Annotated in this window: 28 protein-coding genes, 1 pseudogene and 1 riboswitch; of the genes and pseudogenes, 18 read left to right on the top strand and 11 right to left on the bottom strand. The window is 40.2% G+C overall.

The annotated features are described in order from the left end of the window. Positions 1-135 precede the first annotated feature (135 nt). From AMD01_RS13610 to AMD01_RS13600, 3 genes are read right to left on the bottom strand one after another with little or no spacing between them, the layout of a single operon-like run. A complete protein-coding gene (locus AMD01_RS13610) occupies positions 136-561 on the bottom strand; it encodes a cytidine deaminase (protein WP_053401974.1) in 426 nt (141 codons plus the stop codon). 34 nt (positions 562-595) lie between these two features. After that, positions 596-823 (bottom strand): hypothetical protein, encoded by a 228-nt coding sequence (locus AMD01_RS13605; RefSeq protein ID WP_053401973.1) that lies wholly within the window; start codon positions 821-823, stop codon positions 596-598. Continuing rightward, the gene (locus tag AMD01_RS13600) at positions 820-1,032 is read right to left on the bottom strand and encodes a DUF1272 domain-containing protein (RefSeq protein ID WP_053401972.1); all 213 of its coding nucleotides are present in this window, start codon (positions 1,030-1,032) and stop codon (positions 820-822) included. The genes AMD01_RS13605 and AMD01_RS13600 overlap by 4 nt, the downstream gene beginning before the upstream one ends. Before the next feature lie 154 nt (positions 1,033-1,186). On the opposite strand from AMD01_RS13600, the gene AMD01_RS13595 reads away from it, so the two are divergent. Continuing rightward, positions 1,187-1,612, top strand: a complete 426-nt coding sequence (locus AMD01_RS13595; protein WP_053401971.1) for an Lrp/AsnC family transcriptional regulator — start codon at positions 1,187-1,189, stop codon at positions 1,610-1,612. Positions 1,613-1,748: 136 nt separating this feature from the next. Next, positions 1,749-2,627: an aldose 1-epimerase family protein gene (locus AMD01_RS13590; RefSeq protein ID WP_053401970.1), complete on the top strand. Its 879-nt coding sequence runs from the start codon at positions 1,749-1,751 to the stop codon at positions 2,625-2,627. A gap of 123 nt (positions 2,628-2,750) precedes the next feature. On the opposite strand, the gene AMD01_RS13585 is transcribed toward AMD01_RS13590, so the two are convergent. Next, the gene (locus AMD01_RS13585) at positions 2,751-3,179 is read right to left on the bottom strand and encodes a hypothetical protein (RefSeq protein ID WP_053401969.1); all 429 of its coding nucleotides are present in this window, start codon (positions 3,177-3,179) and stop codon (positions 2,751-2,753) included. A 99-nt stretch (positions 3,180-3,278) separates the two neighbouring features. Here AMD01_RS13585 and AMD01_RS13580 point away from each other — a divergent pair, with 99 nt between their 5' ends. After that, positions 3,279-3,836 carry an isochorismatase family protein gene (locus AMD01_RS13580; protein WP_053401968.1) on the top strand — a complete coding sequence of 186 codons (558 nt, stop codon included), beginning with the start codon at positions 3,279-3,281 and terminating at the stop codon, positions 3,834-3,836. A gap of 66 nt (positions 3,837-3,902) precedes the next feature. On the opposite strand, the gene AMD01_RS13575 is transcribed toward AMD01_RS13580, so the two are convergent. The 3 genes from AMD01_RS13575 to AMD01_RS13565 form a co-directional block, all read right to left on the bottom strand. Beyond that, entirely contained in the window at positions 3,903-4,313 is a 411-nt protein-coding gene (locus tag AMD01_RS13575) for a GNAT family N-acetyltransferase (protein ID WP_053401967.1), read from the bottom strand. 87 nt (positions 4,314-4,400) lie between these two features. Then, positions 4,401-4,838, bottom strand: coding sequence for an HIT family protein (locus tag AMD01_RS13570; RefSeq protein WP_053401966.1), 438 nt, complete (start codon positions 4,836-4,838; stop codon positions 4,401-4,403). 15 nt (positions 4,839-4,853) lie between these two features. Then, positions 4,854-6,026: a hypothetical protein gene (locus AMD01_RS13565; protein WP_053401965.1), complete on the bottom strand. Its 1,173-nt coding sequence runs from the start codon at positions 6,024-6,026 to the stop codon at positions 4,854-4,856. Positions 6,027-6,573: 547 nt separating this feature from the next. Between AMD01_RS13565 and AMD01_RS13555 the strand changes: the two genes are divergently transcribed. The 8 genes from AMD01_RS13555 to AMD01_RS13520 all read left to right on the top strand — a co-directional run bounded on the left by AMD01_RS13555 (position 6,574) and on the right by AMD01_RS13520 (position 14,150). Further along, positions 6,574-7,368 carry a phosphotransferase gene (locus tag AMD01_RS13555; protein WP_053401963.1) on the top strand — a complete coding sequence of 265 codons (795 nt, stop codon included), beginning with the start codon at positions 6,574-6,576 and terminating at the stop codon, positions 7,366-7,368. A 143-nt stretch (positions 7,369-7,511) separates the two neighbouring features. Continuing rightward, positions 7,512-7,722: riboswitch (cobalamin riboswitch) on the top strand. Positions 7,723-7,912: 190 nt separating this feature from the next. Further along, positions 7,913-9,451, top strand: coding sequence for an ABC transporter substrate-binding protein (locus AMD01_RS13550; protein ID WP_053401962.1), 1,539 nt, complete (start codon positions 7,913-7,915; stop codon positions 9,449-9,451). A 13-nt stretch (positions 9,452-9,464) separates the two neighbouring features. Next, positions 9,465-10,394, top strand: coding sequence for a nickel ABC transporter permease (gene nikB / locus AMD01_RS13545; protein ID WP_053401961.1), 930 nt, complete (start codon positions 9,465-9,467; stop codon positions 10,392-10,394). Positions 10,395-10,404: 10 nt separating this feature from the next. Beyond that, positions 10,405-11,232 (top strand): ABC transporter permease, encoded by an 828-nt coding sequence (locus AMD01_RS13540; protein WP_053401960.1) that lies wholly within the window; start codon positions 10,405-10,407, stop codon positions 11,230-11,232. After that, complete coding sequence (locus AMD01_RS13535; protein ID WP_245638946.1) at positions 11,216-11,965, top strand: ATP-binding cassette domain-containing protein; 750 nt, start codon at positions 11,216-11,218, stop codon at positions 11,963-11,965. Before AMD01_RS13540 ends, AMD01_RS13535 begins: the two co-directional genes overlap by 17 nt. Continuing rightward, the gene (locus AMD01_RS13530; RefSeq protein WP_053401959.1) at positions 11,941-12,714 is read left to right on the top strand and encodes an ABC transporter ATP-binding protein; all 774 of its coding nucleotides are present in this window, start codon (positions 11,941-11,943) and stop codon (positions 12,712-12,714) included. The genes AMD01_RS13535 and AMD01_RS13530 overlap by 25 nt, the downstream gene beginning before the upstream one ends. Positions 12,715-12,741: 27 nt before the next feature. Beyond that, on the top strand, positions 12,742-13,278 hold the full coding sequence (locus AMD01_RS13525) for a GNAT family N-acetyltransferase (protein ID WP_053401958.1): 537 nt from the start codon (positions 12,742-12,744) through the stop codon (positions 13,276-13,278). After that, complete coding sequence (locus AMD01_RS13520) at positions 13,275-14,150, top strand: class I SAM-dependent methyltransferase (RefSeq protein ID WP_053401957.1); 876 nt, start codon at positions 13,275-13,277, stop codon at positions 14,148-14,150. Before AMD01_RS13525 ends, AMD01_RS13520 begins: the two co-directional genes overlap by 4 nt. 198 nt (positions 14,151-14,348) lie before the next feature. Here AMD01_RS13520 and AMD01_RS24170 read toward each other — a convergent pair. Continuing rightward, positions 14,349-14,506 (bottom strand): annotated as a pseudogene (locus AMD01_RS24170) (DUF2441 domain-containing protein); the annotation flags it as partial. Between the two features lie 382 nt (positions 14,507-14,888). On the opposite strand from AMD01_RS24170, the gene gdh reads away from it, so the two are divergent. Further along, positions 14,889-15,674, top strand: a complete 786-nt coding sequence (gdh, locus tag AMD01_RS13510) for a glucose 1-dehydrogenase (RefSeq protein ID WP_053401955.1) — start codon at positions 14,889-14,891, stop codon at positions 15,672-15,674. 38 nt (positions 15,675-15,712) lie between these two features. Here the strand turns inward: gdh and AMD01_RS13505 are convergent, their stop codons facing one another. After that, positions 15,713-16,129, bottom strand: a complete 417-nt coding sequence (locus AMD01_RS13505) for a hypothetical protein (protein ID WP_053401954.1) — start codon at positions 16,127-16,129, stop codon at positions 15,713-15,715. Between the two features lie 96 nt (positions 16,130-16,225). Between AMD01_RS13505 and AMD01_RS13500 the strand changes: the two genes are divergently transcribed. From AMD01_RS13500 to AMD01_RS13475, 6 genes are all read left to right on the top strand, one after another. Then, complete coding sequence (locus tag AMD01_RS13500; protein ID WP_053401953.1) at positions 16,226-16,648, top strand: hypothetical protein; 423 nt, start codon at positions 16,226-16,228, stop codon at positions 16,646-16,648. A gap of 583 nt (positions 16,649-17,231) precedes the next feature. Beyond that, on the top strand, positions 17,232-18,701 hold the full coding sequence (locus tag AMD01_RS13495; protein ID WP_053401952.1) for a UDP-N-acetylmuramoyl-L-alanyl-D-glutamate--2,6-diaminopimelate ligase: 1,470 nt from the start codon (positions 17,232-17,234) through the stop codon (positions 18,699-18,701). Between the two features lie 23 nt (positions 18,702-18,724). Then, positions 18,725-18,907 (top strand): hypothetical protein, encoded by a 183-nt coding sequence (locus AMD01_RS13490; RefSeq protein WP_053401951.1) that lies wholly within the window; start codon positions 18,725-18,727, stop codon positions 18,905-18,907. 119 nt (positions 18,908-19,026) lie between these two features. Then, positions 19,027-19,659 carry a pyridoxamine 5'-phosphate oxidase family protein gene (locus tag AMD01_RS13485; RefSeq protein ID WP_053401950.1) on the top strand — a complete coding sequence of 211 codons (633 nt, stop codon included), beginning with the start codon at positions 19,027-19,029 and terminating at the stop codon, positions 19,657-19,659. A 52-nt stretch (positions 19,660-19,711) separates the two neighbouring features. Beyond that, complete coding sequence (locus AMD01_RS13480) at positions 19,712-20,185, top strand: GNAT family N-acetyltransferase (RefSeq protein WP_342666992.1); 474 nt, start codon at positions 19,712-19,714, stop codon at positions 20,183-20,185. A gap of 22 nt (positions 20,186-20,207) precedes the next feature. Continuing rightward, positions 20,208-20,414 (top strand): DUF5316 family protein, encoded by a 207-nt coding sequence (locus tag AMD01_RS13475; RefSeq protein WP_053401949.1) that lies wholly within the window; start codon positions 20,208-20,210, stop codon positions 20,412-20,414. Positions 20,415-20,499: 85 nt separating this feature from the next. Here the strand turns inward: AMD01_RS13475 and AMD01_RS13470 are convergent, their stop codons facing one another. Next, positions 20,500-21,771, bottom strand: a complete 1,272-nt coding sequence (locus AMD01_RS13470) for a histidine--tRNA ligase (protein WP_053402018.1) — start codon at positions 21,769-21,771, stop codon at positions 20,500-20,502. A 311-nt stretch (positions 21,772-22,082) separates the two neighbouring features. After that, positions 22,083-23,276 (bottom strand): MFS transporter, encoded by a 1,194-nt coding sequence (locus AMD01_RS13465; RefSeq protein WP_157052738.1) that lies wholly within the window; start codon positions 23,274-23,276, stop codon positions 22,083-22,085. Between the last annotated feature and the right edge of the window lie 24 nt (positions 23,277-23,300).

The following is a 23,300-nucleotide window of genomic DNA, read 5'->3' as shown; positions in this document are numbered from 1 at the left end:
AGGTACCACATGATATGAAAAGGTGAGATTTGTCCAAAAAGGGAGTTGGTTTTATTCTAAAAAACCTCTATGCTTCAAACATTCCATCAAAGAAAAACCATAAAAAAGGAACAGGCAGCACCTGTTCCTTTGTCATTAATTCGTCCTTGTATACTTTAGCGGAATAAGCTCGCCAATTTGAGTTTTAATAATTTCTCCGTCTTGTTCGACGATGACATAACATTCGGGAGCATAATCTGCGATCAGTTCACGGCACATGCCACAGGGGCTTACAACGGATAGTTCTCGATTCACTTCATCTGAATAGGGGTGCCGCACAGCGACGATCGTATGAAAATCCTTTTTGCCACTAGAGATGGCGCTGCCAATTGCAATAGCCTCTGCACATACCGTAATACGACCTACGTATGCTTCGATATGAACGGCAGAAACTATCTCACCGGACGCTGTTCGCAATGCTGCGCCCACATGATGCTTATCATCCTCATAACGGGCAACAATAATCTTTTTTGCTTCTGTCACTAATTCATGATCTTCAGGTGTCATTGAATAGGTTCTCATTTTTCATCTTCCTTTTTTTAACGTTACTATCATATTACCATGCTAACATCTCTGAAGTCGTCACAATCGTCGCAAACTCGTCGTGTAAAGTGGCAACCGAAAGCTGATGAACAATCTCAGGATCATAGTAACGGTTATGGTGATCCTTTAAGCCAAACGCAGCTGTTGCATCATCCACCTGATGGTTGTTTCGCTCTCCCCATGATTTATGAGTAAAGGCGTGCTGAACATCAATAACTAAAAGGGCGGTTTGGTTATTCATTGCACCGCTTCCTTTTTGGTTTGAATTGGGCACGCACCTGATGGTATCGGTCTTCTTACAAGCTCTCCCTGACAGTTTGGGCAGACGTGTTTGGTCTGTTTTGTGCAGTCTTCGCAGTAGGTACATTCGTGGGTACAAATATAAGCCACCGAATAATCATAAAGCTTTGTATCGCATCGTTCACATTTCTTTCTCATTTCTAATCCCATTTTCCATTCCTCCATTTTCCAATTGTTATTCTTCTTTAATCATAGTTCGTTTATAATAAAGTGGATATGACGTTTTTACGTTGCATTTGTCTTTTTACTTTATAAAATTCGTTCTTTTCACGTATTTACTTTAAAAACAAAGGTGGATCATTAAATGGATGAAATAGACCAAAAAATCCTCTCTATTTTGCAAGAGGATGGGCGTATATCGATGACGGACTTAGGAAAAATGATTAATTTATCGACACCAGCGGTAAAGGAACGTGTAAAAAAGTTAGAAGAACGCGGCGTCATTGAAGGATACCGCGCAGTCATCAATCCAGAACGATTAGGAAAATCCGTGCTGGCCTATATTTTAGTAGATACCCACAACTGCAAGGCATTTCGAGAATTTTGTAGGAGCAGCCCTCTTGCCGTAGAATGTCACCGGCTAGCAGGGCAGTACAGTTATTTAGTAAAGCTTGTCGCTCGTTCTGTGTTAGAGCTCGAGGAGTTTATTGATGAAGTCATGAAATACGGAAAGCCTTCTACTCTTGTAAACTTATCTTCTCCTGTCAAACATAAAGAGATTCTTCCATAAGGATGACGGAACCCTTTTTTGACATGTCTATTTCTCAATAAAAACGACCAAGCTACATAAGTAGACACTTCTGCCAAAAAAGATTTACACTACTAATGAGCACGGCAGTTCAAACGTGAGAAACGAGGGTTATAACATGACAACAATTGAAAACGATTGGCTCAAGGTACATATTGCAAAAGAGGGCGCAGAAATTCGCAGCGTCACCCACAAGAAAAATGCAATGGACTATATGTGGTCAGGAGATAGCGAGTATTGGGGACGAGTCGCTCCTGTCTTATTTCCGATTGTCGGGCGCTTGAAGGATGATCAATACAAGCTAAATGGACAAACATATTCGCTCACACAGCACGGCTTTTTACGTGACGTAACGTTTGAGGTTAACGAACAAAAAGAAGGGTATGCTTCTTTTTTATTTGAATCAGACGGGCAGTTCAAGAACATCTATCCGTACGAATTTACAGCCATTATTCACTATACGTTAAATGAAAACTCCCTTTCTGTTAAATGGGAAATAATCAACAAAAATGATGAAGACATGTACTTCTCCATTGGCGCTCATCCAGCCTTTAAACTACCACTAGTAGAAGGCGAAGAGGTTAGCGATTATATGCTACATATTACGCCACAAGAAAATGAGAAGGTCATGCAATATGAGCTTAAAAATGCGCTCGTTCATGAAAAAGGAGCGATCACTGATCTATCTACTATTCAGCTTGATGACTCCCTCTTTGTGAATGACGCGGTTATTTACAGTCATATTCGCCGCATTGATCTGCAATCTAAAAAATCAGAGCACGGGGTAGAAGTATCCTTTGATCATTTCCCATTCGTTGGCATCTGGTCAAAATACGATGATAAAAACCATACGATGGCTCCATTTGTCTGCATTGAACCATGGTATGGTATCGCAGATATGCATAATACGACAGGCGACCTCAAAGAAAAGTTCGGCATTAATCGTCTAGCAGCAAACGAAACGTTTCAAAGGGATTATACGATGACGTTTAAGTAAGAGTAGCGAAACAGGGAACGACATATACGTCGTTCCCTGTTTTGCTCGTTACTTTATGAAAAGTAGGTTAATTATTATATCCTACTTAGAATGACGAATCGATCATTCCTAACTAGTTATTCGTTACGCTGTTGTCCAATAGTAAAGAGCAAAAAATTTGTCTTCGCACTCCATCACGATTCTTATATCATTCCAATCTGGTTCATATGCGTATGAGTATCTTAATGGATTATCAGGAAAGACAAAAGGAGAAATGGTATCTGAAAAACGAGATTTTAGTTCTAAAAAATCCTTGTTAGGCATGTTTTGCAGTGTTTTTTGTTTTGCCTTTATTTTATTCTCTAATTCATGAGCAGGTAAGTCTTCAACGTTTTTCCCCTTATACCAATAAATATGTGCATTACTGCATTCGATAAATTCACATTTCGCGGCAAAGTCTTCTAGAGAATAAATATCAGTATAGGATCTCTCTTTTTTCGTCTGTTCAAACACATATATGCATTCTTCTGCAGAGTCCCATAACTCATCATCTGTTAATACGAAATATTTCATTAAAAAACTCCCTTTCATTCTATTTTTCTATCTCTGTTAAAGGAAAAAGGCATGTAAAATCGAATAAAGTATAAGTTTACCATAAAAGGAGTGATCCATTTGAAGCAAACGTTACTTATTATTGATGCCCAGCAGGAGCTTATGGAAGGAAATGAGCACGAAGAGGGCGTTTATCAAAAAGACGTACTAATCCATACGATCAATGCAGTTATTGAAAAAGCATTAGCCAAAGAAATTGACATTGTATTCGTTCGAGACGTTGATGTTGCAGAAGGAAAAGGACCTGGCTTTCATATTCATGAAAACATTCATGTCCCTACGTCAGCCACTATCTTTAATAAAGCCGCCACAAATTCATTTTACGGCACGCCGCTTCTTGAACACCTTACAGAAAGAAACGTTGAGCACCTTGTGATCATGGGGTGTAAAACCGAACATTGCATTGATACAGCTGTTAGAACCGCAACGGTAAACGGATTTGACGTCACGCTCATTGAAGACGGTCATTCGACGTGTAATTCTACCGTACTACAAGCAGAACAAATTATTGCTCACCACAACAAAGTGCTTCACGGTCATTATAATGTGGATCACTTTTCAATGGTGCGAAAAGGAGAAGAGTCGGTCTTTGAACCGCTTCACTATCAGCATCGATAAAAACAGGACGGCTCTAAGATAACGAAGGGCGCTGCTGAAAAATAAGCAGCGCCTTTCTTATTTGTTTCACATCGGTGTTCCAGACTGCCGTTCATAATTTCGCAGCAGCATGCTTTTGCCGTTCATCATGCCAAACTGTTTGTAAAACGGAACAAGATCATCATCACAGCATAGGTCAATCATGTATAAGTGTGAAAGGCGATCAAACATCTTCCGTACTAGCTCTTTGCCGATTCCTTTCTTTTTATAAGCGGGCAGTACTTCAAGAAGGGGAATATAGGCTGATAATACGCCGTCACTCACAGCTGTAATAAAGCCTACTACCTGTCCGGTGGTTTCATCAATGCCCAGTACGACGTGACTGCTATTTTTCAATAAACGTAGATGCGTTTCCGTGCTCGGAGGATTTGGCCAATCGACAAAAAATCCTGTCAGCATATCCGCCGTTATGTGTTCTAAAGAATGAGTATAAATCATTGTTCATCAGCTCCTAATCGTTTCATTCATTTAATAGGAAAAGCCGATCAACATCAAAAATACAATAGCAAATTTCTTACCCCCTCGCTAGATTGTGTGATCCATCGTTAACTCATGAATCACTTGCTGCATCGCATGCTGCGTCGTTTTTAAAGCGCTCTCCTGTTCAATTACAACGGTTTCATCACCATAAAAATCAGCAAACGATTGCTCTTTATAACGAGGAACGGCGTGCATATGATAGTGCGAGAGTTCATTAAAAATACCCCCGTTTTGAGCAAAGGTAATACCGTCTGGATTAAACAGACGCTTCAATGCTTTTGATAAAAGACGAGATGCCTTCATAATGGCAAGGGACGTTTGATCGTTCAGTTCATCTACGTCGTGAATATGCTGCTTGGGCAAAATCATCACGTGACCTTCGTTAAATGGATCGTGATCCAAAATGCAGCAAACATGCTCATCTTCAAATACAACGTAGACAGGCAGTTCCTTACTTGCGAGCTGACAGCCAAGACAGGGCATAGAGTAATCATCCTTTCATTTCACCGTAAGAGTATGTGTACTGTCGTCATATATTCCGGTGATGACACCAATACCATCGAGCGTAAACGTATTCTCATTATGTATAATAGGGCGCTGATCTAAAACAAGATGTAAAGCGACTATTTTGCTTTGATTATCTGCATATTCGACCAGCACAGGTTGTTGAAATAAGACTATGTCATCATTCATCTCAACTTTCAAAAAGGTTTTATGAAGACGTCTATTAGCACTTATCACTACGTTCATCGGATCAAATCCTTTTATCTTCGTTATCCCTTTAATCAAAATGTGGTAGCCGGACTGTTTCAAAAAAGAGTTAATCTCAGCAATTCGAGTCTGGTGAGCTTCAGCAATATACGACTCTATCTCTGTATCAGTAGGAATAGAGGGAAGTTTCGGCACATTGTAATGAAAAGCTACCTTCAACAAATCGTACACGGTTTGGTTGGAAGTAAAAAATGTTTCTTTCCAAGACGGAGAAAACTCATCTAATAACAAACAAATCGCAAGTCCAGAGCTGTAGCAACTTCCTCTTAGCCGGTGAATGGAATTCTTTTTATCTAATAGCTGCTCACTGTATTTCTTCACAACCGACTCATAGGAACATGCGCTTTGATGCGCGTAGGCTTTCAGCTCCACATACCACGCGGGTCCCTCGATTGTTTCAATTTTTAGCTCATAGTCTAGAAAATCTCCGATAACGGTCCGTCTATGTTCACGAAGCGAAAAAAACGTTTGTAATCTAGCTCGTTTTTCCTCCGTATTTCTTTCAAAAAGAGCATCATGCAAGGCCATACGCTCAAGCTGACGAATTTGCGCATTTTCACCGTTCAGTGGATAGGTCATACCTTGAACTTCGTCTGGAAATCGATGTTCTTCCTGGATGTACTGATACGCATGAAAGGACTCATGCATCACCATGGAATAAAGGCTTTGAAACCTTTCATACCGATCCATGTGAACGATGGCAGTAGGAACACCCTCATACAAAATTAACGTATCACCCATAAATTCCTTTGTAGACGGAAACGAAATAAAATTGACTTCTTTCTGAACAAGAGGATGGTTAAAAAGATAGACAGTATCGTCATCATATAGGGCATAAGCTGCTAGTGAAAACCGTGGCCAGTAACTTTCAGCAGTGTGAGAAAGGTTCATCTGAAGCATATCTTTTATTAATGTCCGCAGGTTTAAACACCTCTCTTGCATTTTATACAAATTATACCATATTAATTTTACAAAAAATTAAATTTGAGAGAAAATTAGAAATCGATTCCGTTTCAAAATATGTATATTATTACCATTTTAAAACAGTCGCTTTGTTACTAAAGCAAGGGTTTTCCTTGCAAGAATTAACGACGAAAGGAACCTCTGAAATTATTTTTCTCTATCAATCTCTTACAGCAAGAAAACAAAAGGGTGATCTATACTTATTTTGATTTATTTGGTAAAATACGCATAAGAGATGGAACGAGAGGGGAAATGACGCCAATGTGGAAGACCTTGAAATGATTATGTAATTAGATAAAGACAAGCTACGTCTGATATAGAAGGGACGTTTATTTGTCGATCTAACAATCATTCAAGGGATACATGGTGTGGACAATTCAATCCCCATTACCAAGCGGATACCTTTGTGGATCTCGCTTTTTTTATGGAGAAAAAGACATCTCTATTGACACAGTCATCGCATCCCTTCACAGGGGGAATTTTAATGAATAAGCAGGAACACGAAGAAAAATTAGCCGGCGGGAACGTATCAAGCGTCTATCGCTCAGGAGATACGGTGCGCCGAGAGCAAAAGCCAAACAGCAAAAGAGTTCATGAGCTTTTACAGCATCTTGAGCGAAAAAACTACATGCATGCTCCAAAGTTTTTAGGCATTGATGACCAAAACCGAGAAGTGCTGTCGTTTATTAAGGGAGAAGCGGGAAATTACCCGCTAAAATCTTATATGTGGTCAAACGAAGCGCTGAAAGAAATTGCCAACATGCTTCGCCTCTATCATGATGCGGTAAGTGACTTTCCTGTTTCAGATGATTGGCAGCCGATGGACAATGCGCCGCAGAGCGCAGAAGTGATTTGTCACAATGACTTTGCCATTTATAATCTTATTTTTGACGGTCAGCTACCAGTCGGCGTAATCGATTTTGACCTTATCGCGCCTGGGCCAAGATTATGGGATATTGCCTATACGCTCTATACGTGTGTGCCACTCAGCAGGCATTACCATACGGAGGAAGGAAAAGAAGTTCGCTACGATCCAATGATGGATGCAAAAGAAAAGAAAGAACGAGTGGACTTATTTTTTGATGCGTATGGTATAGAAGGGCTAAAAGAAGGTTATTTGGACATGGTCGTGCTCCGCTTAGAAGGACTGTGCCAATACATGAAGCGAAAAGCTGCTGAAGGAGATCCCGCTTTTCAAAAGATGGTTGATGAAGGGCACTATGAGCACTATCAAACCGATATTGAATTCATTCGAAAGCATGGAAGCGATTGGATATAAGCTAAAATGGGAGAAGACCTTGCGAAACATCGCAAGGTCTTTTTAGTACCTGTTGACAAGAAGTTTTATTAAAATTAACATTAAAATTGGTTTTATTTGAGATTTTTTGATAGATTTAGATAGGAAAGAGAACGTACATAACTAAATATCGTTTGGAAATAGGTGCTAGATAAAAGAGCTATTCTTTTATCGGCTTAAAAGGGAAGTCGGTTGGAATCCGACACGGACCCGCCACTGTGAGGGAGATGAGTCATAAAGACAAATTATCTTCAATAATGCCACTGGGATTTCACCTGGGAAGGCTAGAAGATACTGTCCCCAAGTCAGGAGACCTGCCTATTTTAACATCGCTGTTAGACCTACGGGATATTGGGGAGGTGGTTAGGGTGCTCAAACATAATTAGCCTAAGTCTTCCCATGTTCACTAAAGAACGTATACAGATTTAGTCGACCTCTTTACTTGTTTATTTCCAAGCATTTCTGACCTCTTCAAATGGTTAGAAATGCTTTTTTATTTTGACAAAATGACTAAGGGAGAAAAAGCATGAACAGGAAAAAGAATTACTATAGCATCGTTTTCGGGGTTTTGGCTAGTATTCTTCTACTACTAGCAGGGGGCTGTGCAAGCACGACAGGTGGGAATGCATCCTCTAATAAAACCGTCACACTTGCTTTTCCATGGAGTCCTCAAAGCCTTGATCCACATGGAAGTGATAGTTGGGAAGTTATGCGCTCTGGAACAGGAGAGACGCTGGTTAAATTAAATGAAGAATTAAAACCCGTCCCGTGGTTAGCAAAGGAATGGTCACAAGAAGATGACACGACGTGGCAAGTAAAGCTTGTAGATGGCGTTCATTTTCACAATGGAAAACAAATGGATGCTCAAAGCGTTAAAGACTCCTTATTACGATCTATTGAAAAAGATCCAAAAGTAAAGGATCTCTTAAAAATTAAAGAAATTGACGTAAAAGGTGAATGTGAACTAAGCATTGTCACTACACAACCAAATGCTGCCTTCATCTCTCATCTTTCTGATCCATCGACCATTATTGCAGATGTTTCAAGTTTGAATGATAAAGCGAATGTTCCTGCTCTTACAGGAGCATTTAAAATAACAAAATTTAAAAAAGATGAAGAACTAATTGTTGAAAGGTATAAGGATTACTGGGGGAAACCTGCCCTCTTATCGGAAATTAACATTAAGTTTGTCCCTGATGGCACAACGCGTTTAATGGCTCTTCAATCAGGAGAGATAGACGGGGCAACAGATATTCCTGTAGATAATATTCAATTGTTAGAAAGAATGACGCAATTTAAGGTACTCACTGCTCCTTCTCTTCGGACACATATGCTTTTATTTAACATGCAATCTCCGTTGTTTCATGAACTTGATTTTCGAACGATAGTGGATCAGATCATTCCACGGAAGGAAATTGTAAAATCCGTCATGATGAAGCAAGGGACAGAGGCAATAAGTCCGTTTCCAAACATTTTAGCCTTTGGTCAAAAAAACGAACAAAAGGCGAAAAAATCGATTGAACAAGTCATGAAGCAAAACCATTGGGAGAAAGATAAAAAAGGGGGATGGAAAAAGCAAGGAAAAGCCTTTGACGTGACAATGCTTACCTTCCCGCAGCGTCCTGAGCTGACGGTTATGGCCGAGATTATCCAAAACAAACTATTAGACGAAGGAATTCGTGTACACATTCGTCAGGTTGAAAATATTGACGAGGAGCTAGAAAAGGGGAAATGGGATTTGTCTATGTATAGCATGTTAACAGCACACACAGGAGATCCGCAGTATTTCTTAAATATTTTCTACCATTCTAAAAGTCAGTCGAATGTTAGTCATTATGATTCTCCTACACTCGATCATCTGATTGAACAGCTTAATCAAACGATTCGTGAAACGAAACGAAATGAATTGGCTATGCGTGCACAAGAAATCATTCAACATGATGTACCTCAGTCATTCATTGTTCACCCTAAAACTGTATTTGCAATAAAGAAAAACCTTAAAGGATTTGTTCCGCATTCAATCGAGTATTACTATGTTACTCCTGAAATGAACCTCACACAGTAAGGTGGGAAAAGAAATGATGCGCTTTTGTTTAGAACGTCTCAGTCAGCTTATCATCGTGATTCTGTTTGTTTCGACTGCTACGTTTTTGCTTGTACGATTCGCACCAGGAGATCCTGCCCATATTCTGTTAGCTAAAAATAACGTCCCTGTTTCCCACGAAGCTTTACAGCATGTACGACAAGAATTAGGGCTAACAGACTCATTATGGGAGCAATATATAAAATGGATAAAAGGAGTTTTCACTGGACAGTGGGGCGTCTCGTTTAGCTCAAAAGAGCCTGTAATGACAGAGTTGCTAACTAGATTACCTGCAACATTGGAACTTGCTGGAGCAGGTTTTATAGTCATGGTTTCCCTAACCTTTTTTATCGCTATTGGGACGACTGTGTATACAGCAAAATGGGTCAATGCATGGGGAAAAATGTTAGCTCTATTTGGTGCATCCATTCCAGGCTTTTGGTTAGGATTTCTACTAATTTATGTTTTCTCCGTGCGTTACGGATGGCTTCCCTCAATGGGACATGGAACCATTCTGCACCTCATTTTACCTGCCATTACGCTTGGTGGAGGAGTAGGAGCTATATACGCACGGGTATTGCGAGCCAACATGCTAGAGATGATGAAGCAGCCATTTGTAAAAGCATCAAAGGCAAGAGGGATGTCTCAAAGAGAGATCATGACCTCTCAACTATTAAAACACGCTTTTTCGCCCATTTTAGCTATATTTGGGACAAATTTTGCTTTTATGCTAGGGGGAAGCGTCATTGTAGAAACGGTATTTTCCTGGCCAGGCTTAGGAAAATACGTAATTGAATCCATAGGTAGACGTGACTATCCTGTTATACAAGGTTACGTTATTTTGACATCGTTTATATTTGTATCGATTCATATGATTGTTGATATTGTTAATAGATGGTTAGATCCAAGATTACGAATTTATTAGGGAGGCGATTATGAAACCAATTTTCTATCAGCCAAATGTTGGGTTGTTTACTGGGGTCAGTCTCCTTTTAGCCATTATAATGGTGGGGATATTTGCCCCGCTCTTATCTCCTCATGACCCATTATCTGTTCACTTATCAAACAGATTAGCCAGTCCAAGTTGGGAGTATCCATTTGGAACAGATCACTTAGGGCGGTGTGTACTATCAAGGCTCATCTACGGAATTAGAGTGAGTGTGATAGGTGCTTTTATCATTTTACTCTTAACCTTTCTCATTAGCCTACCTGTTGGCCTTTTGACAGGCTATAAAAGAAGATATAGAGATGGCTTTTTGATGCGGCTCATTGATGGAACACTTGCTATACCTGATATTATCTTTACGGTTGCAATTGTCGGCATACTAGGTCCTGGCGTTACGCATATGATTCTAGCTATTATTCTTGTTCGATGGGCAAACTATGTTCGATTTATTCGAAGTCTCGTTTTAAAGTGTTGCCAAGAGCATTATATTCTATCTGCGAGGATGGCTGGAAATTCGCATGTACGAATTATGTGGCGCTATATCCTTCCGACTATTTTTTCGCCGCTTGTTGTCTTTGCTGCATTAGATATCGGAAAGATTGTTATTTTACTAGCTGGCCTTTCATTTTTAGGATTGGGGACACAACCTCCTACACCAGAGTGGGGAGTAATGCTACATGATTCAACGACTTATTTCCAGATAGCCCCGCACATTATGATTTTTCCTGGCTTGGCAATTATGCTTTTTGTTTTCACATGTCAGCTTATTAGCGAGCAGCTTAAGAAAGGAAGTGGAACGGTTGCAAAAGAAGGGTAGGATTAAAAGAGTAGATCCTTTACTAATCGTTGATCAATTGGAGATTTCGTCTAAAGCGCTAGTTCCTCTTATGAAAAAGTTTTCGTTTCAAATATTCCCTGGCGAAATTGTCGCTCTTACTGGTGCTAGTGGCTGCGGGAAAAGCCTAACAGCCAATGCCGTTGTCGGGTTGCTAGAGGATGGGTGTGAAGTAACAAACGGACGTATCTATTATAAAGGACAGTCACTTTCTCAAAATGATGAAAAAAGTTGGCAAACGCTAAGACGTGATGAGATTTCTCTGCTCATTCAGCACTCTTTAAGTGGGTTAAACCCTCTTCAAAGTGTTAAAAAGCAAATGCTAAGAACATTAAAACAGAAGACAGAACCCGCAAAAAAAGAACGAATGAACTATTTGCGCGACCTTCTCCGTCAAGTAGGATTTTCAAATCCTGAACGAATTTTATCTTCTTATCCGTTTCAGTTAAGTGGAGGAATGTGTCAACGAATTTTACTCGCTATGATGATTAGTTTACAGCCGACCCTGTTAATCGCTGACGAACCCACAACAGCTCTTGATTCTGTTAATAAAGAAAAACTATTAGCGCTACTGAAAAAGTTGCAGCAAGAACATGGGTTAACAATCTTGCTGATTTCACACGATGTCGAGAGAATAAGTGCGTTTGCAGACCGCATCATTGACATGGAAGCAAGAGAAGAGGTGAGAACATGCTTCTTGAATTACAAGGGGTAACGAAAGCCTATCCGATTCGAGAAGAGACGCAGTGGTCACTTCGAAAACGTCCGTCCTTTCATGCTGTCGAACACATTAATGTAACGATACAAGAAGGAGAGATTGTTGGATTAGTAGGAGAAAGCGGATGTGGAAAGAGTACGCTAGCCAAATTAATAATGAACATTGAAGACCTTAGTTCTGGAAGTATTTACGTAAATGGTCAGTCAATTAATCAAAAGAAAATGAAAGATATTCATCTCTATAAACAAATACAGCTTGTTTTGCAGGACTCTTCTTCTTCTCTCTATCCCAACATGTCCATACGAGAAATCCTAGAAGAACCTCTTCGGAATTATTTTCCGAATGACAAATCTGTATGGGAAATGACCATTCATGGTCTGTTAGAAAGAGTGCTACTAGATCATTCGTTTTTATTAAAATATCCTTATCAACTAAGTGGCGGTCAAAAGCAGCGTATATGCATTGCAAAGGCTCTAGCCGTTCAGCCTAAAATGATCGTATTTGATGAATCTCTCGCTAGTTTAGATCCGTTTACTCAACAGGAAATGATGGTGATGCTCAAACAAATTCAAAAGGAGCAAAACTTATCATACCTATTTATTACCCACGATCTCAAGTCAGTTCAGTCATTATGTGATCGTGTCATCGTCATGTACAAAGGCAAAATAGTAGAAACCATCACTAATTGGTATCCACAGTCATTCACGCATCCTTATACCCGCTTATTGTTTGAGACACTTATCTAATACCTAAAATGCCTAGGAGGAAAAATCATGAACGTACCTTATACAATTGAACACGTCCAATCACATGATTACGACCAAGCCATAGCATTTGTGATGCAGATTCGAAAAACGTTATTTCCAATGTTAGATCATTCAAAAACCCCAAATGACCTTCGTCGCTTTGAACAGCATTACAGTGAATCCAATAGGGCTGCTTTTTTAGCAGCCTTCAACCAAAGCCGAAAGATTATAGGTACGATTGGCTTTGGTTCCTATGATGGACGTTTTGATCATCTTCTTCATAATGATCAATCATATCAAACGGCTGAGGTCGTCAAATGCTATACGGATCCTTCCTATCGTCGTATTGGATTAGGAACCGCCTTAGTAAAAGAAGCCACAAGATTTGCGGTTAAATCAGGTTATGAAATGCTGTACTTGCACACGCATTTGTTTCTTCCAGGTGCTGTAGAATTTTGGCATCGTCAAGGTTTTAGTAGGCAATTGACCGAAAATGATCCTTTGTGGCAAACCGTACATATGGATAAGACGATAGCGGACCATAAGGAGGAAAAAAGAGCATGAAACAATCTGTTGTATCATTAGGCTGCAATTTTGCAGAATTATGGCAGGAAAATATGAAAGAGTGGGACGGAACCATCTCGAATCGAATGACTGATGATGGATGTGAAGAAGCATTTTGGCAATCATTTTTAGAAAAGAAGAAAAAACAAGGGGAGAGTTACATTAATTCTTATGCGCCTAAAATTCAACAAGAACTGTTGGCGCTACTTCAACCTGATGATCGTGTCGCAGAAATCGGTCCAGGATGGGGAAACTATACATTTTCTACCGCTAAGCATGTACGTCATCTCACCTGTATTGATAGTTCAAAGAGCGTTATCACCTTTTTAAAAGAAGAAGGCAATAGGAAACAGCTCAACAATATGAGCTTTATTCATGAAAAGTGGGAAGGTTTAGCCCCTCCTCAGCCCTATGATGTGGTGTTTGGGATAAACTGCTATTATCGCGTTCAAGATATCCAAGACGCTTTGATTAAAATGAATAACACAGCATCCCGCCTTGCGATTGCTGGCATGACAAGTGGCCCAGAGAAGCCTCACTATTTAGATTTACACCATGAGAAAGGCTACGAGATTAAGTTTAGGCGAAGGGACTACATTCACTTACAAAATATCTTGTATCAGCTTGGCATCATGGCTAATTGTAAAATAATCGAATTACCTACGACAGCTATCTATGATACGTATGAAGAACTTATCAAAGCGAATTCTAGTAAAATTTTAACGAACCATTACTCTACTAAAGATATCGAACAAGCTCTCACGCCATATGTAACGCAAAATGAAGGAAAATATGAATATTCTTATACCTTTCATGCTGTGTTGCTGTATTGGAAACCTGTAAAGCTCTTTGAAGAAATCGTTCCTAGTTAGCCCGCATTGGTCTAGACACATTTGCTTCTAACTTTTGCTACTTATTAAATCAATCAGAACACGGTATTGAGCCTATTTTGCTGCATGGTTTAGCGGATAATATGTTGAACTATGCGGGTAGGCCTATGATACTTCTCTTTTTATTAGGAGTATGTATAACCATCAACGATTTCCACAACTTCAATCCTACCGTCAATTAATCCCGTCTTCTCCTTTATCGTTTCGCTGTTCTCGCTCAAAGAAAAAGCGGTAGAGCGTATTGTGCTGATGTTGATCAAAATGAATGACCTGTCCTGTCCAAGACTCATTTTGGTTCTTGTGACGAGATGATACACGATCCTTTCGTTCTCGCGCATACTCGTTCCTCCAAATCATGGTTGTTAACATTATCCAGATTATAGAAAAACAAAATCACATGTATGGATAAAAAGAAGATATCAAAGCATGAGAAACGGTTTTGTGTCTCTAATTAGTTATTTTAAATAACCAACATTTACGAAAAGTCTGAGAGGGAGGTAGAGGAATATTGAATGTCATTTACTCTAAATATTCTTTATTAAAAGGATTTGGAAATTCATTTACTTTGTTGGTAAAATTATTTTTCAGTCAAAGTAATTGATTATTTTATTTATCCGAGTTACTATTAGTAACAAGATGTTCAATAAACACTTCAAACATCTTCTCAAATTTTAAAAAACATTGAGAACGAATATAAAACGCATCAGGAGGAATTTCATTATGTATACAGATTTAAAAGGAAAAGTAGTCGTCATTACTGGAGGATCAACAGGTCTTGGCCGTGCGATGGCTGTACGTTTTGGTAAAGAGCAAGCGAAAGTAGTCGTGAACTACCGTAGCAACGTACAAGAAGCAATGGCAACAAAAGCAGAAGTAGAAGAAGCAGGCGGACAAGCAGTTGTCGTACGTGGTGATGTAACAGTCGAAAAAGACGTTATTAACCTTGTAAAAACAGCGGTTGAAGAGTTTGGTACATTAGACGTTATGATCAACAACGCTGGTGTTGAAAACCCAGTTCCTTCTCATGAATTAACATTAGAAAACTGGAACCAAGTAATCGAAACAAACCTTACAGGGGCTTTCTTAGGTAGCCGTGAAGCACTTAAATATTTCGTTGAAAATGATATTAAAGGAAACGTTATTAACATGTCTAGCGTACATGAAATGATTCCTTGGCCATTATTTGTTCACTATGCAGCAAGTAAAGGCGGCATGAAGTTAATGACTGAAACATTAGCACTTGAATATGCACCAAGAGGAATTCGTGTGAACAACATTGGACCTGGTGCAATCAATACACCAATTAATGCTGAAAAATTCGCAGACCCTGTACAACGTGCAGACGTTGAAAGCATGATTCCAATGGGTTACATCGGTGAACCAGAAGAAATCGCTTCTGTTGCGGCTTTCCTAGCATCTTCTGAAGCAAGCTACATCACTGGTATTACACTATTCGCTGATGGAGCAATGACTAAATATCCTTCTTTCCAAGCAGGAAGAGGTTAATAGAAGAGGAGAAGCATCGTCCCTGTACGGTGCTTCTTTTATTGAATGCCCCAATTGCTTCTTAATTCCTTCGTATCACCAGTAAATGTGAAAAAACATGATCGATTTTCATCATCGAAGAGTAATACATAAGGATCTTCGCTTGGAGGAAAAATAAAGATAACTTCGTCAACAAGTCCATGAAACCACTGATTCTGAACGAGTAGAGGAGGGGATACAGGAACACGTACCATTGATCCTCTTGTAGGAATCGCCCTAAATTTTTTATACACCCCGGTTATATGTGTAAGGGAAAATGTAATGTCCTTCTGTACGCTAGCATCTAACGGTACATGCCGAATGATCTTGTTTTGTTCAATATCAAAAATATCCGCATTCGTCTGCGATTGGGCTGTTGCATGTACGGGGACAAAAAGCTGACATAGCAACAAGCCAATTAAAAATGGTTTTATCATAAAACACCTCGCTACTAGCGTCCCCAATTTTTTAATCTGTATCGCCAACATTTTTTTGGTATATAATGGTATAAAAGAAAAAAAGGAGAACAGAAGATGAGAGATATTCTTCTCTACCTTATTTCACCGCTTTTAGCTTTCGTTGGTGGCTTTTGTACGTACGTTGTCATATTAAAGGTTGGGTATGACGAAACGCTAGTCGATGGGACAGCTGTTTTAGTCTGGGGGAGTCTAATCTTTTTAGCGATCTGTATGCCTTTATATAGGGGCATTATTTACGCGATCGATAAGCGATTTACCTCCTATAAAGACCTTCTTTATCCACTTGGATGTATGCTGCTCTTTGCCGTCCCAACCGCTGCAATTATGCTCATCTGGGGTGACATGAAGCCGTTCCTCCCTGAAGCGATGCTTTTTCATTCCTTTTTTATCATGTCTGGCCTTATTTTTGGACTATGTCATTGGGTGATTAAAAAAATGCCGCCGTTTTCAGATTCATCACCCACATACAAATCATAGCCTTCATGATCGGCTGTTAAATAAGCCGATCGAACTATTTCCTTTTTCATCATTTAATCTTAAAATTTTCCTATTATAGTTTGAATATAGGGAGCTAGTCGCGCATGAATATGTCTATAAAGAAAAAGAAGCGATGGTATCATCACGTAGGGCGCTTCTTTTTCGAAGTTGTTATTGAAGGGATTTTTGAACTTATTTTAAATCTTATTTTTTTCATTTTTCGGCTCCTATTTCGGTTTCTATTTCGTTTTATTGCCGGATTGTTTCATCATTCGTAAGCAGGGGAGACATCCCCTGTTTTTTATATGAATGGATCGATTGATTACCCATGCATTCATTACGGAAAATAGAGGAGTTGAGATCGTCGCTTGAGGTCTAACTCTATTCGGTAGATAGACGAAGATCATCGTCGTACGATCCCTGATAAATACCACCTTAAAAATAGCCACTTTTTCTTCAACCATTGTTCGAATGATTTACTAATCTCGTCATACTGCTTATAATGATGTAGATGTTGTTATTGGAAAAGTAAGGGAATATCCAATACACTAACAAAACAAGTATTGAACAGGAGTGACAACATATGAAGATCAAAGACATACTACATGTATTACCCACAGCTAAAATAAAAGGCGATCACAACGTCGTCATTACTGGGCTACAAATGGACTCACGAAAAGTAGAAGAAGGAAACGCGTTTATTTGTGTACGTGGAATTGATGGCTTTTTACAAGACCGCCATGATTTTGCAAAAGACGCGGTGCGAAACGGGGCGTCTGCTGTCGTTGTGGAACAAGATGTAGAGGTAGACGTCCCCAAAATTTTTGTGAAAGACGCGCGTCATGCGATGGCCGTCCTATCTTCTTATTTTTATCAACACCCGTCACAGGAATTGAATTTAATTGGAATTACCGGTACGAACGGAAAAACCACGACGGCATTTATCACGGAAAAAATCTTTTCGGACTATGGACTGAAGACAGGGCTGATGGGAAACAACGGCATTAAAATTGATGGCAACATGCATCCAACCGATATTAACACACAGGAGCCACCAGTGTTACAACGAAATCTTCGTACGATGCGTGACCATCACACCGATTACTGCATCATGGAAGTTACCTCGCAAGGCCTAGACATGGGAAGAGTCGTTGGCTGTGATTTTAAAACCGCCATTTTTACCAATCTTACACAAGATCACCTCGACTATCACGGTTCGTTTGAGGAATACCGAAACACAAAGGGGCTCCTTTTTTCAAGGCTCGGAAATACGTTTCATCCTGAGAAACGAAAGCATGCGGTATTAAACCGTGACGACGAAGCGTTTTCCTATTTTGAAGATATCACCGCTGTCGATGTTATTACATATGGAATTAAAAATGAGGAAGCAGACGTTCATGCGCGTAACATTCAGCTTACCGCAAAAGGAATTTCGTTTCATCTCACTACATATAAAGGAGAGACGGAGATTACACTTCCGTTGATCGGTATGTTTAACGTATATAATGCGCTTGCTGCGATTAGCGCTGCGCTAATTGAAAATATCCCGCTTGAATGCATTCAAAAAAGTCTTGCTACGATGCCAAATGTGGGTGGTCGAATGGAGATTATTGATAAAAAACAGCCGTTTTTAGTTGTGGTTGATTATGCTCATACGCCAGATGCTCTTGAAAACGTACTGTCGTCCCTAAAAGAGTTTTCAACAGGAAATATCATTACCGTCTTTGGCTGTGGCGGTGATCGTGATGTGACAAAGCGTCCGCTTATGGGAGAAATTGCGGAGCGATACAGCGATTATGTCATCGTTACATCTGATAACCCTCGATCAGAAGACCCTATTGATATTTTAAAAGATATTGAGAAAAGCTTTTCCACCGATCAATATGAGCTTGTCGTGCAGCGCGAATTTGCGATTAAAAAAGCCATTGAAGCTGCTGAACCAAGCGATATTGTCTTAATTGCTGGAAAGGGACATGAAACGTATCAAATCTTTCATAATCAAACGATTCACTTTGATGATCGAGAAGTTGCAAGAAAAGTTCTTCAACCATAACCATTCAGAAAGTCGGTGAAAAGATGACGCTTCCAGTGGTCTTATTTTTTATTATTCCGATTCTTGGCGTTCTATGGTTTGTTAACCTGACGCTTTTTTTAAAAAAGCTACATGCAAAGGAGAATACCCATAATACCGTTATGATTGGTGGATTGCTGACGTTTGCTTTTGTATTTTTCGTCGAGTTCGGATTTATTAGCATGTAATGGGAAAGCCGCATTTGCGGCTTTTTTTGTTTTTTACTATTTTAGTAAAATAATATAAAAATGGTTTTTATATGATAAAGTAGTAGCGTACGCACTAGCAGGAAGGATGTCAAAAACAAATGAAGCCATATTTTCAGCATTTTATTACATCAGAAGAAGAATTACGTGCACGAATCGGTACGCCGAGTGAACGTGCGTCAAAAAAAGTCATTCATCATTTAGATGAGGGCTGCCAACAATTTATTGCTCATTCACCTTTCTTAACAATTGCGACGGCTAACGATAAGGGGATTTGTGACAGTTCACCAAGAGGCGATATGCCTGGATTTGTCTACGTATTGGATGAGAATGTGCTTGTTATTCCCGAACGTCCCGGCAATAAGCGCGGTGACTCCATCAAAAATATTTTGACAAACCCACACGTTGGGCTGATCTTCTTCATTCCAGGAATAAGCGAATCGCTACGTGTAAATGGAAAAGCAAGCATTATTTGTGATGAGGACGTTCTTGAAAAAATGAAGGTAAATGACAAACTACCACTTATGGGAATTGCAGTTGAAGTGGAAGAGTGCTTCATGCACTGCGGCAAGGCATTAAAACGATCAAATTTGTGGGAGCCTTCCACATGGTTGCGGGAAGAGGAAAAGCCGAATACTGCTCAAATTTTATCCACCCATGTTAAAATCCCCGAAATGACACCGGAACGACTCAAAGCAGATTTTGAAGAGGGATACAAAACAAAGCTGTACTAAAAACCAGCCTTATGGCTTATGCATCTTGTGTCAGTCAGCTTATGAGGAACAGGTGCTTAACGAAGAAGGAGCGAGAACGATGGCAGGATTTACGGTGCGACAAGCACAGCAAGCAGATGTGAACAATATTACCATTCTGATGTATGAATACATCGTCGATTTTTATCAATGTCCAAAACCACCTCTTGAGCATGTGCAAGGAATTATCCACACGATGCTCCGTCAGCAAGAGGGCATTCAATTTGTTGCCGAAGAAAATGGGCACTTGATCGGTTTTGCGACGCTTTATTTTACATATAGTACAACAAGTGCGCAAAAGATTACGGTCATGAACGATCTCTACCTAGTCGAAGAATCACGCGGAGGGGGAGCTGCCACTGCGCTTTTTAAAGCATGTCATGAATATAGCTTACAAAACGGCTTTGCGCGCATGACGTGGGAAACGGCCAAAGACAACCAGCGTGCACAGCGCTTTTATGAAAAAATGGGCGGGGAAATTGAGAACGTCTTAATTTATTCACTCTAAAACACAGAAGGAGGCGAAGGGGATGCTAACGGTATTACTCATCATTGGAGGAATCGGAATAGTTATTTCCGGTCTGTTTATCGGAGTTTGGACAGGTGGGCAGCAGCAACGAGCCAACTTTCACTCTGAAACGAACGCTCATCAAAACTACCGTACAAAAATCGCAATTGTCTCTGGGGGCGTTGGGGTGATCTCATTCGGACTTGCTGGACTGGTGTATTTTCTGTAAGAGACGGAGAACCTTTTCAATAGGAAAAAAAGCTTGGTTTGCTGGTAAACCAAGCTTTTTCCATGTATTCCTTTGTCTGAGATAACTAAAACACGAAGGTCATCTGTACTTCCTCTCCTGTCGCCATTTCTTTTACTATAAGCTGATTTTGCTCGATCTCTTTTTCACCGAGTATGATGACCTTTTTTATGCGTTCTTTGTTTGCACGATTTAACGCTTTTCCCACTTTTTTACCCGTCATCTCAATTTCAACACGTTTTCCTTGTTCGCGGAGCGTTCGTGCCAGAAGAAGCGCTTCTTTTTCCGTTTTAAGGGGAACGATTAGATAATCGGTCAAGCCTTCGTTTGCTGGTTGTTGATCCATTCGTTCAAGAGCGGTATAAATGACGTCTAGACCAAAGGAGATTCCAACCGTTGAGAACGTTTCGTTTGTACCAACTAAACCACCAATGGCATTATCATAACGACCGCCGCTTCCGATGCTCGATTTAATCGTTTGGTCAGATAAGAAGATTTCATAAATGGTGCCCGTATAGATTTCCAACCCACGAGCTAAAAACGGGTGAAATACACATTGATCGCTGACCTCAAGGTAGTCTAAGTACGTTTGCAGTTCCTCTAATTCAGCAAGACCTTCTTGAATTAGTGAGTTGTGTTTGTAGCGCTCAAAAAAGGAGGAATCCTCATACGTCGTTAAAAAGCGCTCGATGCCGTCAATCGCACTGATTGGAACATCCTTGTCCTTTAACTCTTTTATAACGCCCTCAACGCCAATTTTTTCAACCTTATCAACCGTTAAAATGACATCATTTACGTGTGCTTTGTCTACGGAAAGCACCTCTAATAGCCCTACTAGAAGCTTCCGATTGTTGTATTGAATGATCACGTCCAGATTTAATTCCTTAAACGCATCTAGCGCCATGACCATCAGCTCTGCTTCTGCCATTTGTGACTCTATCCCGACAACATCTACATCACATTGTGTAAACTCGCGAAATCGGCCCGTTTTTATTGGCCCATCGCGAAACACCTTGCCGATCTCATATCGTTTGAACGGCATTTTAAGACCAGGGTTCATTGCAACCACTTTAGCGAAGGGGATGGTTAAGTCGTAGCGCAAAGCAAGATCACGCTCACCGCGATCTGATAGTGTATACATCTCTTCTAAAATCTCAGCACCACCACCATATTTAGATGCCATAAGCTCGGTATAGTTTAAAATAGGGGTTTCAAGCGGAAGACATCCGTACTTCATAAAAACATCTTCAAGCGTTCGTTTGACGCGTTTTCGAATCAATTCTGCCTCTGGTAAAAAATCCTGTGTTCCTTTTACGTTTTGATAATCCATCTTTTTCATCATAATGTTTCCTCCTCTAATGTTAATAAGTAGGCAAAGACCACCAGCAAATAAAAAAACCGCTCTTGATTAAAAATACTTAATCAATGCGGTTTCATGAGAAATAGCCTTGCTATAAAAGATTTTTAAAAAATCTTGCAGCAAAGCTATTTTGTATGATGATGTAGTTGTATGCGAATGTTTACTTGGTCCTCTGTCATGGTCTTCACTCCTAATTTCTACCTACTTTAGCACAACAAGAATATTTTTACAAATACATTTGTGCAAAAATAACCACGTAAAAAGCTTCGTGCCTAAGCGCACGAAGCTTTTTACGTTTCTTTTGTCTGCACGATCGGAACATCCAATTTTCGATTCCACGCAATTGCAATAAGATTGACAAACAGGAACGTCATCGTAATGAAAAACACGTCCTGAATGCTGTAAGCAGCTGCTACGGTACTTCCGATGAGTGGTCCTAGCAAATTGCCGAGGAAACGCGCAGAGGAGTTGATCCCAAATGCCGTCCCTTGGAGATTTTTCGGAGCCAGCTTTTTGACTAAAACGTTCAGAGAGGGCATCATGCCGCCAATAAACAACCCGAGAAAGAATCGACCAACAAGCAAGACGGTAATACTTGTAGCGAATACCTGCGGCAAGAACGCAAGGATCGACATGATCAGAGAAAGAATTAAGATTTTGCGCTGACCAATTTTATCACCCAGTCTGCCTAAGAGAGGTGAACCAATTAGGTTAGCAATTCCTGTCACAGCGCTCACAAGACCGACAATCAGCGCTAGATGGCTACCTGTATAGAGTGTTTTTGTATAGAGCGTAATAAGGGGCTGTATGCTCATCATCGCAATTTGTGTAATCGTTGCGGCGATGAATACCGGTAAAAGAGGGCGCAGTGCCTTCCAGTCTCCCTTTTGCTTTTTCGCTACCTGCTGACGGCTCGGTTTATCCTCTTTCACAAATAACATGACCACAAGGCCTCCGAGAAGAATGAGCGCTCCTGTCACGAAGAAAACCGCCCTAAATCCGACAATCTCTGATAAAATCCCTCCGAGCAAGGGACCAATTAATGTCCCTACCACTTGACCCGTTTGGAGCGTACCGAGCGCTCGACCAGAATCTTTATCAGGCGTTACGGATGCTTGAAGCGAAACGGACATGGAAATAAATCCAGAAAATAATCCGTTAATGAGACGGAGAGTGAGCAGTTGACCAGGTCCTGTGACCAGTCCCATTAAAATCGTCACAACGCCCATTCCGATTGAAGATCTTAGAAGCATCACCTTACGTCCATATTTATCAGCAAGAGATCCCCAAAGCGGCTGAAACAAAAAAGCCGTAATGAACTGAGCAGAGAAAATCCATCCTGTCCACCGGGCAATGCTATCATGATCATGAATCCCTAGTTGCTGAATATAGAGGGGGAGAAAGGGAATGATGAGACTCATACCAGCGGCCTGCAGAAAGTTTGCCGGCCATAAAATACGCAACGTTCGTTTCCAATACAACAACAATCACCTTCTTACCAAAAAAGC

It is taken from the genome of Priestia koreensis, from assembly GCF_001274935.1.
GTDB classification, from domain to species: domain Bacteria; phylum Bacillota; class Bacilli; order Bacillales; family Bacillaceae_H; genus Bacillus_AG; species Bacillus_AG koreensis.
Note: the sequence above shows the minus strand (reverse complement) of the source record. Positions and strands in the feature narration are given on the sequence as shown.